The 12899-nt window shown below is 74.3% G+C and carries 11 protein-coding genes; 5 read left to right on the top strand and 6 right to left on the bottom strand.

Translation table 11 applies throughout. The features are described from left to right. Nucleotides 1–67 precede the first annotated feature (67 nt). Nucleotides 68–1348, top strand: coding sequence for an MFS transporter (locus tag OG867_RS13090; protein WP_406285233.1), 1281 nt, complete (start codon nt 68–70; stop codon nt 1346–1348). A gap of 18 nt (nt 1349–1366) precedes the next feature. Here OG867_RS13090 and OG867_RS13085 read toward each other — a convergent pair whose 3' ends face one another. Beyond that, complete coding sequence (locus tag OG867_RS13085) at nt 1367–1699, bottom strand: hypothetical protein (RefSeq protein WP_406285231.1); 333 nt, start codon at nt 1697–1699, stop codon at nt 1367–1369. A 144-nt stretch (nt 1700–1843) separates the two neighbouring features. On the opposite strand from OG867_RS13085, the gene OG867_RS13080 reads away from it, so the two are divergent. The 3 genes from OG867_RS13080 (at nt 1844) to OG867_RS13070 (ending at nt 4167) form a co-directional block, all read left to right on the top strand. Continuing rightward, a complete protein-coding gene (locus OG867_RS13080) occupies nt 1844–3157 on the top strand; it encodes an MFS transporter (RefSeq protein ID WP_406285229.1) in 1314 nt (437 codons plus the stop codon). Nucleotides 3158–3279: 122 nt separating this feature from the next. After that, a complete protein-coding gene (locus tag OG867_RS13075) occupies nt 3280–3789 on the top strand; it encodes a hypothetical protein (protein ID WP_406285227.1) in 510 nt (169 codons plus the stop codon). A 15-nt stretch (nt 3790–3804) separates the two neighbouring features. Beyond that, on the top strand, nt 3805–4167 hold the full coding sequence (locus OG867_RS13070; protein WP_406285225.1) for a hypothetical protein: 363 nt from the start codon (nt 3805–3807) through the stop codon (nt 4165–4167). A gap of 3 nt (nt 4168–4170) precedes the next feature. Here the strand turns inward: OG867_RS13070 and OG867_RS13065 are convergent, their stop codons facing one another. Further along, complete coding sequence (locus OG867_RS13065; protein WP_406285223.1) at nt 4171–5361, bottom strand: flavin-containing monooxygenase; 1191 nt, start codon at nt 5359–5361, stop codon at nt 4171–4173. A gap of 173 nt (nt 5362–5534) precedes the next feature. Here OG867_RS13065 and OG867_RS13060 point away from each other — a divergent pair, with 173 nt between their 5' ends. Beyond that, nucleotides 5535–6317, top strand: coding sequence for a thioesterase family protein (locus tag OG867_RS13060; protein WP_406285221.1), 783 nt, complete (start codon nt 5535–5537; stop codon nt 6315–6317). Nucleotides 6318–6323: 6 nt separating this feature from the next. Here OG867_RS13060 and OG867_RS13055 read toward each other — a convergent pair whose 3' ends face one another. From OG867_RS13055 to OG867_RS13040, 4 genes are read right to left on the bottom strand one after another with little or no spacing between them, the layout of a single operon-like run. Further along, the gene (locus OG867_RS13055) at nt 6324–6905 is read right to left on the bottom strand and encodes a DUF1707 domain-containing protein (protein WP_406285219.1); all 582 of its coding nucleotides are present in this window, start codon (nt 6903–6905) and stop codon (nt 6324–6326) included. A gap of 30 nt (nt 6906–6935) precedes the next feature. After that, on the bottom strand, nt 6936–9032 hold the full coding sequence (locus OG867_RS13050; protein ID WP_406285216.1) for an ATP-binding protein: 2097 nt from the start codon (nt 9030–9032) through the stop codon (nt 6936–6938). Further along, nucleotides 9029–9739: a DUF4255 domain-containing protein gene (locus OG867_RS13045; protein ID WP_406285214.1), complete on the bottom strand. Its 711-nt coding sequence runs from the start codon at nt 9737–9739 to the stop codon at nt 9029–9031. The genes OG867_RS13050 and OG867_RS13045 overlap by 4 nt, the downstream gene beginning before the upstream one ends. Beyond that, on the bottom strand, nt 9736–12861 hold the full coding sequence (locus tag OG867_RS13040) for a hypothetical protein (RefSeq protein ID WP_406290929.1): 3126 nt from the start codon (nt 12859–12861) through the stop codon (nt 9736–9738). Before OG867_RS13040 ends, OG867_RS13045 begins: the two co-directional genes overlap by 4 nt. Nucleotides 12862–12899 lie beyond the last annotated feature (38 nt).

The following is a 12899-nucleotide window of genomic DNA, read 5'->3' as shown; positions in this document are numbered from 1 at the left end:
AGCCCTAGCTGGTATAGACCATAAGCTGATACATGTCATCGGCGTGAAGGAAAAGTCAGCAGACTCCGTGTGCATTCCCGCCACGGACCCCCAGGCCGCCGCCCTCGGTGGCCCGTCCCCTCTCCCGCCCCTGCCGCCCCTGTTCGAGGAGTCCGGCAGGCAGCTCTGGAACCGTAACTTCAGGCTGTTCTTCGTCGCCCGCACCGCCGCCCTCTTCGGCGACGGCATGATCCCCGTCGCCCTCACCGCGGGGCTCCTCGGCGCCGGCCGCCCGGCCTCCTCGGTCGGTTACGCGCTGGCCTGCTGGATGGGCCCGCTCGCCGTGTTCGTGCTCTTCGGCGGGGTCCTCGCGGACCGGTTCACGCCGCGCCGCATGATGATCATCGCCGACGCGCTCCGGCTCGTCGGCGCCTCCGTGCTCGCCGTGACCTTCGCGACCGGCAACCCGCCGCTCTGGGCGGTGTACGCGCTGAGCTCGGTCGCCGGTGTCGGCGCGGCGCTCTTCCAGCCGGGCGTCGCGTCCACCGTGCCGCGCGTCGCCTCGGACGTGCAGCGCGCCAACGCCACGCTGCGCGTCTCCGAGGCACTGATGACCATGGCGGGCCCCGCCTTCGCGGGCGTCCTCGTCGGCCTGGCGAGCGCGGGCGCGGTGTACGCGGCCAACGCCTCGACCTTCCTGGTCTCCGGGGCGTGCCTCTTCCTGCTGCGCCTGGCCCCGGCCCCCTCGGACGAGGCGCCGCGCGGCTCGTTCCTCGCCGAGCTCGTGGACGGCTGGCGGGAGTTCACCGCGCGCAGCTGGCTCTGGGGGGTGATCGCCGTCTGGACGGTGTACGGCTTCGCCGTGCTCGGCCCGATGCTCCCGCTCACCGCCGTCCGCGTCACCGAGGCGCACGGCTCGGGGACGTACGGCGCGATGATGGCGGTGAACGGCGCGGGCAGCGTCGTCGGCGGCCTGCTCGCCCTGCGCCTTCGCCCGCGCCGCCCGCTCGCGGCGGGCGCCGTCGCGCTCACCGGCGTCTGCGCGAACCTCGTCGCGCTGGGCCTCGGGCTCTCCGTACCGGCCCTGGGCGCGGGGCAGTTCGTGGCGGGCGCGGCCTCCGCGTTCTGGCTGGTGATGTGGTCGACCACGGTCCAGACCCACGTACCGCCCGAATCCCTCAACCGCCTGCACGCGTACGACGTGGCCGGCTCGCTCCTGATGGTGGCGGCGGGCCGCGCCCTGGCGGGCCCGCTCGCGGACCAACTGGGCGCTCCGGAGGTGCTGTTCGCGGGTGCGGTGGTCAACATCCTGGCGGTGGGCGTGCTCCTCGCGGCCCGCCCGATCCGCCGCCTGGAACGGATCGGCTGAGCCCCGGGCCCGGGGGCGTTATCTGTTGCGCGCCCGCTCCTCGGACTGCTGCATCTCGATGACCCGCAGGACGTGTGCGCTGGTCTGCCGGCGCACACTTCCGGCGACCAGCAGCCCCGTACCGGCCACCGAGAGCGGCGCCGAAATGCCGAGCAGGGTCAGCTGCTTGGGCAGGGTGGTGTCCATCTTGCAGTAGGAGTAGGCGCGGAAGCAGTACAGCGTGTCCTCGGTGTCCCAGATCAGGAAGCCCAGCCAGACCCACAGCGCGCAGGCGATGAGCAGCAGGAGGGCGCCCCAGCCCCGCATCAGCGAGGACCCGTGGTTGAAGTGCTGGCGTTCGACCCACTGCATGAAGTTCCCCCGAGGACATGGACGATGCGGTGCGCGCCAGATCGTACGCGCATGCGGATGGAGTCGGGGTGGTGGCCCGATCCTTGCGAACCATGGCCCCCGGGCCACTCGTGGGGGCGGGCCCCGCGCCCGGATGCTGGGCGGGTGAATCCGACAACCGAGAGCGTCGCTCCCGTCACCCCCGTGCCGAACGCGCCCGGGAAGCCCGGTCGGTGGCGTATCCACCGCGCCTGGATCGTCGCCGCCGTCACCTTCGTGACGATCATCGGCGGGGCCGCCTTCAACTCCCTGCCCGGTCTGCTCTTCGACCCGCTCCAGGACGATTTCGGCTGGTCGCGCGGTGAGATCGGGCTCGCGGTCTCCCTCGACATGGCGCTGTACGGGCTGACCGCGCCGTTCGCCGCCGCGCTGATGGACCGGTTCGGCATCCGCCGGGTGGTGGCCGTGGCGCTGACCATGGTCGCGGCCGGAGCGCTGGCGAGCGTGTGGATGACGGCGGCCTGGCAGCTGATGCTCTACTGGGGCCTCCTCGTGGGGCTCGGCACTGGCTCGATGGCGCTGGCGTTCTCCGCGACGGTCACCAACCGCTGGTTCACCGCCCGGCGCGGCCTGGTGACCGGTGTCCTGACCGCCGCCGGTGCCTCGGGCCAGTTGGTCTTCCTGCCGCTCTGCGCGTGGATCGTGGACCGGCACGGCTGGCGCCCGGCGTCGGTGACCGTGGCGCTGGCGGCGCTGGTCGTCGTCCCGTTCGTGTGGCTCCTGATGCGCGACCACCCGGCCGACGTGGGGCTGGCCCCGTACGGCGGGGAGTACACCGAGAAGCCGGCGCCCGCGCGCGGGGCGGCGGCCCGGGCCGTCCGGGTGCTGTTCGACGCGGCGCGCACGGGCCCGTTCTGGCTGCTGGCCGGGTCGTTCGCGATCTGCGGCGCCTCCACCAACGGCCTGATCCGTACGCACTTCGTGCCCTCGGCGCACGACCATCACATGCCGATCACCGCCGCGGCCTCGCTCCTCGCGGTGATCGGGATCTTCGACATCATCGGTACGGTGTTCTCCGGCTGGCTCACGGACCGCTTCGACGCGCGCCGCCTGCTCGCGGTGTACTACGCGCTGCGCGGGATCTCGCTGCTGTTCCTGCCCCTCCTGATGCAGGCCACGGTGGAGCCGCCGATGGTCTTCTTCATCGTCTTCTACGGCCTGGACTGGGTCGCCACGGTCCCCCCGACCCTGGCCCTGTGCCGCGAGCAGTACGGCGACGACAGCGCGATCGTCTTCGGCTGGGTCCTGGCCTCGCACCAGGTGGGCGCGGCGCTGGTCGCCTTCCTGGGCGGGGTGGCGCGGGACTACTTCGGTACGTACAACGTGGTCTGGTACGCGGCGGGGGCGTTGTGCGCGGTGGCGGCGCTGATGGTGCTGGTGATCCGGCGGGGGGCGGCGGAGGTGCGGCTGGTGGCGTAGGGCCAGAATGCGCGTGAAGGGGGGCTCATATGCCGGAGGAAACAGAGTGGCAAGCGCAGTGGGAAGCGCGTCAGCCATGGAGGACGTGGCAAGGGGGTCCGCCGCCTTCGGGGCCGCCGCCCGTGTGGTCGGCGCATCCGATCGTCGCCGGGGCGGCCGCCCTCTTCGTGGGAACGGCGCTGGCCTTCGAGGTCTACGGCTTCGCGGAGATCGCCGCCGAGTCGCCCGTGCCGGAGGGGGTCGGCCGGATGCTGTTCGTCCTGCCGTTCCTGTCCTGCTTCGGAGTGCCGTTCGCGTTGCTGGGGAATCTCCTGGTGGTGCTGCCCGTGGTGTGGGTGGCCCGCCGGGCGGGTTCCCGGCTGACCGGGCGGGACACCTGGCGGTGGATACCTGCCGTCGCCGTGCCGCCTGCGGTCGCGGTCACGGTCCTCGCCGGGATCTTCCTGAAGCCGGGGCCCGGCGACTTGGCGCTCATCTGGCTGACGGCACAGTCGTTGCTCACCGGCGCCGCCCTCTATGCGCGTGACGCCGCACTCCACGGAGGCCGGCTCCTGCGCATCCTGGGGCACGGCGCGATGGCGGCGGTGGCCGTCTTCGGCGTCGGCGGGATCGCGTACGGGATGCTCACCTAGTACAGCCCGCCGAAGGTGACCGCCGCGCAGCTCGCCGGGACCTGGAGCGACGGCCACGGCGGCACGCTCCGGCTGGCCGCCGACGGCTCGGCCCGCGCCGAGGGCCTGACGGACCATGAGTCCGCCTACGAGGACAAGGCGGACGCGCGCTCCGCCCGGTACCGCTGCACCGGTACGGGCCGGTGGGTCTACGAGCCCGGCGACTCCACCACCTGGGGCCAGCACCTGAAACTGGCCATCGACGGCTGCGAGTTCCACGACTTCGCGATCGCCTCCGACGACGCGGGCTGGTCGATCGGCGGCACGCCGGACCACCCGAAGCTCAACCGGCAGTACGGCGACCTCGACGCACCGGAGTGGTACACCCTCACCCGCTGACCCTCAACGCCCCTTGCGGGCAACCCGCTTCGCGATCCGTTCCGCGTCGCGCGCTAGCTCGCGGAGCATGCCGCTGATGGGGTTCGTGAAGCCGGTGAAGTACAGGCCGGGGGCCTGTTTCGGGGTGCGGGGGCCGTGGGTCACCGGGCGGCCGCGGTCGTCCAGGACGTCGAGGTGGCCGATCAGGGGTTCGAGGGCCCGGACGTAGCCGGTGGCCGCGATCACGACCTCCGGGGTGGCCCGGGTGCCGTCCGCGAGGACCACCGCGTCCTTGTCGAACGACTCGACGGCCGCCACCGGTTGCACCCGTCCGCGCTTCACCGCGTCGATCAGGCCGACGTCCTGGACCGGGATCGCGCCCTCCTTGACGCGGGAGTACAGACCGGTGTCGGGGCGGGGCAGTCCGTGCTCCGACAGGTCCGGCACGGCGGCCCGGGCCATCAGGCGGCCCGCCCGGTCCACCAGGGCGACGGGCAGCCGGCGGACCAGGATGCCGGTCGCCTGTGCGGGCCAGCCCGCCGTGGAGCGGCGCACGAGGTGCGGGACGGTGCGCACCGCGAGCCGTACGCGCGAGGCACCGCCCTCCACGAGGTCCACGGCGATCTCCGCGCCCGTGTTGCCGACGCCGACGACCAGGACGTCCTTGCCCGCGTACGGGGCCGGCGAGCGGTAGTCCGAGGCGTGCAGCAGGTCCCCCGTGAACGTCTCGCGGCCGGGCCAGTCCGGGAGGCGCGGGGTGTGGTTGAAGCCGGTGGCGACGACGACGGCGCGCCCGGTCAGTTCGCGGCCCCCGCTCGCGCTCAGCCGCCAGCCGGTGCCGTCCGCCGCGCGGTCGATCCGGGAGACCTCGACGCCGGTGATCACTTCCAGCTCGTGGTGCTCGGCGTACTTCTCCAGGTACCGCACCACGTTGTCCCGGGCCACCCAGCGGCCGAACTTCCTCGGCATGGGGAGCCCCGGCAGCGCGGACCAGCGCCGGGTGGTGTGCAGGTGCAGCCGGTCGTAGTGGCCCCGCCAGGAAGCGCCGACGGTCCCGGACTTCTCCAGGACGACCGCCCGGACGCCCCGCGCGCGCAGGGCGGCGGCCGCGGCCAGTCCGCCCGGGCCGCCGCCGATGACGTAGACGGGGCGGTCCTCGGTGAGGTCGGTGGGGGCCGGGGAGGTGCTACCGGCGGTAGGTGCGCTGTCGGACATACTTCGGAGCGTAATCGCGTGACTCCTTGATGGGTCTCGGTCAAGACCGGAATCGATTGCGAATTGATCACGCTCGAACGCGGGTGCGGGGCGCGGTACCCGCGCGCGGGCCGGAACGCCCCCGGTGGCACGCTGGGGGTCCCGATCCGTACGGCCGTGAGGGAAGCGATCCGTTGAACACCGGCAGCTACTACGAGCGCATCGACGCCGACCGCTACAAGCCGACCGCCCACGCGAGCGGCGCGTGGAGCACGGACGAGGTGCACTTCAGCCCGTTCGGCGGGCTCCTGGTCCACGCCGTCGAGCGGCACCTCGCGGAACGGCCCGGCGAGCGGCTGCTGTTGTCCCGGATCAGCTTCGACATCCTCGGGCGGCTCGCCCTGGACGAGTGCGAGATCCGGGTGGAGACCGTCCGCCCCGGCCGGACCATCGAGCTGGTGGAGGCCGTCGCCCTCATCGCGGGCCGCCCGGTCGTACGGGCCAGGGCCTGGGCACTCGCCCCCGTCGACACCGCCGAGGTCGCCGACGGCGAGGACGACCGGCTCACCCCGCCCGAGGCGCTCGCCCCCTGGCCGATGGCCGACCTCTGGCCCGGCGGCTACATCGCGTCGCTCGACGTCCGCCCGCTCGCGCCGCCGCTGCCCGGCCGCACGACCGCCTGGATCTCCACCCCGCTCGACCTGGTCGCGGGCGAGACCGCCGGGCCGCTGGCCTCGTACGTGGCGCTGGTGGACACCGCCAACGGCATCGCCGTACGCGAGCAGCCGACGGAGTGGATGTTCCCCAACGTTGACCTGACGATCCATCTGCACCGCCAGCCCGAGGGCGGCTGGACGGGCCTGGACACCACGGTCGTCTTCGGCCCCACCGGCCAGGGCCTCACCAGCACGGTCCTGCACGACGTCCACGGGCCGGTCGGCCGGGCGGAGCAGATCCTCACGGTCCGCCCGCTCTGAGGGACCTCAGCGCTTCTTGCGGCGTTCGCGCAGGCCCGGCCGGCGGATGCGGACGCCGCCCACACCGCAGGAGCCGGTGATCCGCAACAGCGGTGCGCCCGGCTCCCGTTCGCCCGTGACCTTCGACCTCAGACCCCCGAGCGCCGGGTCCAGCGTGTCCGTGTCCACACCCCAGCCGTCCGGCACCACGATCCGGACCCCGCCCATCTGCCCCTCCACCTCGACCTCGATCACGCGCTGCCCGCACTCGGCCCCGCTGAAGTCGAGGAGCGCGCCGCCGATGCCCCCGTGCACGAGGACGCGCGGCGGGACCTGCCAGGCGCCCTTGCGCTGCACCCCGTGGATGCCGCCGCGCAGGACCAGCGGCTCGCCCGTCGCCTGCACGGCGGGGCCGCCGCCCAAGTCATCGGTGATCGGCGCGAGTTCGCCGTACGTCTTGGCGGTGAGGGCGAGGTTGAGCCGTTCGTCCAGCTCGTCCATGTCGATCCGGCCCTCCGCCGCGGCCTCCCGCAACTGCTCCACCACCGCCTCGCGGTCGGCGTCGGATGCGCGCATACGGGCGGCGGAACGGGCGGGCTCGGCAGTCATGCACCTGATGATACGGAGACGGGCAAGCCCCTAGCCGCGCCGCCTCGTACGCTCCAGCCACGGGCCGAACTCGCTCTCCAGGACCAGCCGTCCGAGCTTCCGGTACTCCGCGAGCACCGCCCCGACCAGCTGCTCCGTGTCCAGCGGGCGGCCCGACTCCGCCGCCTGGTACGCGGCGGTCACCGCGCACGCCCGGATCGAGCCGCCGGTCAGCTCGAACCTGTCCGCGCACGTCGACAGGTCGAGGTCCGGGGCGCGGGGGACCTCCGTACCGAGGCAGCGTTCCCACAGGGCAAGGCGTTGTTGCGCGTCCGGTACGGGGAAGTCGGCGACCACGTCCAGGCGGCGGGTGAACGCCTCGTCCAGGTTGGCCCGCAGATTGGTCGTGAGTACGGCGATGCCGTCGAAGGACTCGACGCGCTGGAGCAGGTACGCCGACTCGACGTTCGCGTGCCGGTCCTGGGCGTCCTTGACCTGCGAGCGCTTCCCGAAGACGGCGTCCGCCTCGTCGAACAGCAGCACCGCGTTGACCTCGGACGCCTCCACGAAGATCCGTTCCAGGTTCTTCTCGGTCTCCCCGACGTACTTGTCGACCACGGACGACAGGTCGACCACGTACAGCTCCATGCCCAGGTCCGCCGCGACGACCTCGGCCGACATGGTCTTGCCCGTCCCGGACTCCCCGGCGAACAGCGCGACGATGCCCCGCCCCCGGCCGCCGCCCGGCCGCATCCGCCACCGCCCGAGCACCTGGTCGCGGTGGCGGGCGCGCAGGGCCAGGTCGGAGAGCTGGCGGCGGGTCGCCGGGGGCAGCACGAGGTCGTCCCAGCCGACCGTGGGGTCGATGCGCCGGGCGAGGCGGGCGAGCCCCGCGCCGTTCTGCGCCCGGACGGCCGTCCGCAGGTCGGCGGCGCCCACCGGGCGGCCCTCCTGCGCGGCCAGCCGGGCGGCCACGTCGGCGGCCCGGCGGATCTGGCCGGAGTCCAGCCGGTACGCCCGGGTCGCGTCCGCGAGGCGGGCGTCGGCCTCCTCCGTCCCGGCGGCGAGCCCGGCGGCGGCACCGGCCCCGGCGAGCGCGCCGCGCCACCGCCGTACCGCGTCCGCCGGGTCCGGCGGCGGGACCGCGACCGTCACCGGGCTCTCCCCGGCCCACAACGGGTCCCAGTGCTTCCGCCCGTACACGAGCAACGGCGAGGCGCCGCCGACCGCCGCGCACAGCGCCCCGAGAAGCGCGGCGCCCTTGGGCTGTTCCGGCGCCAGCGTCTCCAGCGGGCCGAGGACCAGCGCGCCGCCGCTCAGCCGCGCCTCGGTCGCCAGCAACCGGGCGGCCTGTGCCGGTTCGGGCGCCGCCGCCAGGGCCGCCGGGTCCACGACGAGCGGGCGCAGCCCGGACGCGGCGAGCGCGCCGACGGCGAGACGGGCCGGGTCGCCGCCCCGGTCCAGCAGATGCGTGAACCCGCTCCCGGTACCGGCCGCCGCCGCGACGCGCCGGGTGACCGGGCCGTCGTCCGGCTCCCCGTCCGGGCCCGCGACCCGGACCAGCCCGTGCAGCCGGGCGTCCACCGCGTCGTCGCCGAGGAGGTGCGCGGTGATCCGGTCCGGGACGCTCAGCACCCGTGAGAGCAGGGGGCGTTCGGGCTCCAGCACCTCCACGAGCCCGGCCGCGACGAGTGGTGCGGACGGGGCGAACCGGAACCGGCCGGGGCCCGCGCCGGGCAGCCCGCACAGTTCGAGCGCCAGGCCGATCGTGGCGCGGCGCCGGGTCAGGTCGTCGTTGAGATACCCGTACAGCCGCTCGAACCGGGCGTCGATGTCCGGTGCCATGGCGACGAGCAGCAGGTCCACGTCCGGCGCGGCCAGCCCGAACCGCGCGGACAGCTCCGCGATCCGCCCGCGCTCGGCGGGCGGATCGGACCCGAGGTCCGGTACGGGGAGGAACGCGTCGCGCGCGTCCAGGACGCGCTCGGCACCGGCAGGCGTGAGGTACTGCCCCCGCAGCGGATCGTCCGGCGCCGGGTCGGTCTCGTGCCGCAGCGCGACGGCGAGCCGCACCCGCCGCTCGACGTGCCCGAGCCGCTCCCAGAGCTCGGCGACGGAGGTGTCGGGGAGCTGCTGTGCGACGGTCACCGGGCCGCCCCGCCCCCGCGCCTGCGCCGCCCCGGCGGAAGCTGTCGTTCGCGTTCCGCCGCGAAGCCCTCGCCCGACGCGTCCGTGGCGCCTCCGTACCGCAGGCGGCGGCCCGGGTCCGTCGCCTCGCCGTCCACCGCGGCAGCCGTGCGTACGAGCAGGCCCTCCGTGACCGGCGGCCCGGCGGGCTCCACCTCGCCGGAGAGCGGGGCCCAGACGCGTACGTCGATCGCGGCCTTCAGCTCGCCGCCCAGCGCGGACCAGACGTCCACCGTGGACGGGCGGTCGCCCGAGCCCGCCGACGCGGCCTCCATCTCGACCGTGAGGGCGAGGTCGGCGAGGCTGCCCGTGAGCATCCGCGCGGGCAGCGCGCGGGTGCGGATCAGGCAGCGCAACACCTCGGAGAGCAGGCGGTGTTCGTCCTGGGGGCGGTTGGTCCACGCCGTCACCAGGTACGTCAGCTCGAACCAGCGCGGCGGCTCGCGGCGGCCGGTGACCAGGCCCTCCGCGTCGTACTCCTCCGACGTGCCGCTGCGGCGGCGCGTCGCGTCCTCGCGGATGCCGTACAGGAAGACGCTGACCGTGGGCGCGTTGCGGCGGGCGGACCAGTCCTTCGTCGGGGCGTCGAAGACGAGGTCCACGCCGTTGTCCTCAAGGCCCGCGTCCACCAGCAACAGCCGCAGCCCCTCGTCCACTTCGTGGATCACCGGCGCCCCATCTCGTCCGGCGGGGCCAGGTTGCCCGTCACCACGAGGAAGTCCGTCCGCACCTGCGAGAAGCCGGGTCCCGAGGCGGTGATCGTGCGCGGCCCGGTCCGGTCCTTGACCAGGATCAGGAGCTGGGCGATGAACGTGCCGTCACGCCCCGGCAGGGTGGGCGCGGCGGCCGCCGTGATCCCGGGCTTCCAGGCCAGTTTCACGGGCGCCCCGGGCGGGAAGTCCTTGCCGCGCACCGAGGTGACGAACCCGGGCTTGCCGATCTCCGGCACCGAGACGATCCGGGGCTGGAGGATGCGCAGCGGGATCCGCGACACGTTGTCGCCCCGGTCCGCGTCGGTGCCGGTGGTCGTCAGCGTGCCGGTGATCCGGGTCCTGACGGCGTGGTCCGGGGCGAGGACGACCCGCAGGACCGAGGAGGCGCCCGGCGCGAGGTCGGGGAGCGCGCACACCCCGCCGGTGCAGCCCGCCGGGAGCGTGGCCACGGGGATGCGGGCGGGCAGCCCGAGCCGCAGGCGGAGCCCGGTGGCGAGCGCGTTCTCGCCGTTGCGGACGGTGTACGTGACCACGACCCGGCCGCCCACATAGCCGGGGCTGGGCTGCGCGCGGACGACGACACCGGGGCCGGCCTCCGGCGCGGGCGGCAGGGTCGGCGGCTGCGCGGGCGGCTGTGCGGCCGGGGGCGGCAGCTTGGGCGGGGTGGCCGGTCCGGAGGGCGGCGGGCTGGGCAGGTCGGGCGTGGTGCGCACCCGTACGGAGGTGCCGGTGGCGTTGTCCGTGGGGTTCGGGTCCACGACGGACCCGTTGACCGACCAGCCCAGCTGCCAGGGCCCGTTGGTGACGCCGATGAGCCGCACGGAGACCGGCACCTCGGCCCCGGGCGCCAGCACACCGAGGTCGCAGGCCGGGGAGTCCTCGGCGCACGGGCCCGTGGGCGTGGTCATGCCGTCCAGCCGGACGCCCGGCGGGAGGTCGGCGACCAGCGTGGTGCCGGGGGAGGGGGCCGGGCCGTTGTTGGTGACGGTGACCGTGACGGTCACCGGGGATCCGGTCTCCACGGTGGGCGCGGTGGGCGGCGCGGTGACGGCCAGGTCCACCTTCTGCTGGAACGCGGGCTCCTTCTGGCGGCCGGGCAGCTGCGCGGTGAGCGGGGTCAGGGTGCCGGTGGCCAGGTCGAGTTGGGAGAGCTGCTCGGGGGAGTTGGGCGCCCGGTCGCGGCGGTGGCTGAGCACCAGCCGGGAGGCGTCCGGCGACCAGGCCACGTCACGCGGCTGGTACGGGCCGGTCGCCTCGACGTCCGGGATCTCCGAGGTGCACGTGGGGGCGTCGGCGCGGCCGGACGGCAGGACGACCCGGCAGTCCTTCCCGTCCGGCGCGACGACGACGACGCTGGCGCGCTGGTTGATCTGGTCCGCGCGGTCCTTGCGGTTGAAGGCGATGGACCTGCCGTCCGGCGAGAACGCGGGGCTGTCGTCGATGACCTTGCACTCGCCGGGGCAGCCGCCGGTGCGGCTGAGGTCCTGCTGCTGCTCCAGCGCCTTCACCGGAGCGGTCCAGACGTGCTTGATGCCGCCGAGACCCCGGACGACCTCGGCGCGGGTGAACGCCAGCACGGTGCCGTCCGGCGACCAGGCGGGCTGCGCGTCGGCGCCGGTGACCTCGCCCTCGGGTGCGACGACTCTGCCGGTGATGCGCCCCGAGTCCACGTCCGCGACGAGCACCTGACTCGTCCAGGTGCCGTTGTCGCCGGGCGTGGAACGGGTGAAGGCGAGCAGCTTGCCGTCCGGCGAGTACGAGGGATCGGTGTCCCGGTCCCGGGGGCCCCGCCCGTCCAGCTCGATCACCTCCGGGTGCTTCCCCTCGGTGTCGGTGCGCCAGATCCGCTGGATCCGCTGCCCGTTGATCGTCTGGAAGCGGGTCACGGTGATGTGCCGGCCGTCGGGCGTGTACGTCTGCCGCTCGGTCCAGGGGTCGTAGCCGTCGGCCGGGTGGAACAGCGGGTCGACGGCGGGGTCGTCACTGGTGTTGGTCCGAACCCTGGGGTCCTCGCGCAGGACGTCGATCCGGAGGTCGCGCGGGTCGGAGCCGTCCTGCCGCATGTCCTGGAGCGTGACGAGGGCGGGGTCTTCGGTGGTCCGGCGGGGGACGACCGGGGTCGGGGTGCCGGCGATCACGAGCACCGCCGGGGGCCCGACCTCGCGGTCGTCGTCGAGCACCATCTTCGGGTCGGGCCCCCCGAGGGAGGTGATCCCGTAGACGTGGTCGTAGACGGAGCAGCCGCAGTCCGTGTTGGGGCTGAGGAAGAGCAGGCCCTCGCCGTCGGGCAGCCAGGCCGAGGAGCGCGAGCCCCAGTCGTTGCCGAGGCCGGTCAGCACGGGCCGGGCGGTCCCGGGCCCGTCGGTGACCCGCAGCCGGTGCCCGGTGTCCGTGTCGGAGGCGGGCTCGACGTGCAGCGTGTACGAGACGCGGGACCGGTGGACGCCGTCGTCGACCGGGTTCCACTCCGGCTCGTCCGCGTCGCCCTCCGCGCTGTTGCTCAGGCACGTCACCGGGCCGCCGTCCAGGTCGCGTGCGTAGATCTGCGTGCCCGGCTCCGGGCCGCCGTCGCTCGCGTACGCGATGCGGGTGCCGTCCGGGGAGAGCGTCGGGGACGTCTCCTCGGCCGGGGTGTCCGTCAGCTGCCGCGCCTTCCCGGGCTTGTCGACGTCCACCGCCCACAGGTCCCGGCGGCCGCCCTTCCCGGGCGAGTCGAAGACCACGGTCTTCCCGTCGCGGGAGAGTTCGGGATGCGCGGCGTCCATGCCGTTGGTCAGCCGCAGTACGTCGCCGTTCGCGCCGCGCAGGTAGACCTGGGGGCGCGCCTCGTCCCGGAGGCTGGTGAAGACGAGCGTGTCGCCGCGCCCGTAGGCGTCCTGGTCGTAGTGGGCCGGGTCGTCGCCTCCGAAGAGGTCCTCGGTGGCCGTCTCCGACGTGACCCGGCCGAGGCTGCGGTGGCCCGTACCGGCGAAGGCGATCCGTCCGGTGTCGGTCACCGCCTTCGACGCGGCGGCGGCGGGCTGGGCGCCCTGCGGGGCGGACACGGACCCCGCCACCAGCAACGGCGTCAGCAGCACCACGGCGCCGCCGAGCCGACGCAGCCGGGCACCCCTAG

Source organism: Streptomyces sp. NBC_00209, from assembly GCF_045206345.1.
Taxonomy (GTDB): domain Bacteria; phylum Actinomycetota; class Actinomycetes; order Streptomycetales; family Streptomycetaceae; genus Streptomyces.
The sequence above is the reverse complement of the archived record's forward strand: the minus strand, read 5'-3'. Positions and strand labels throughout refer to the sequence as shown.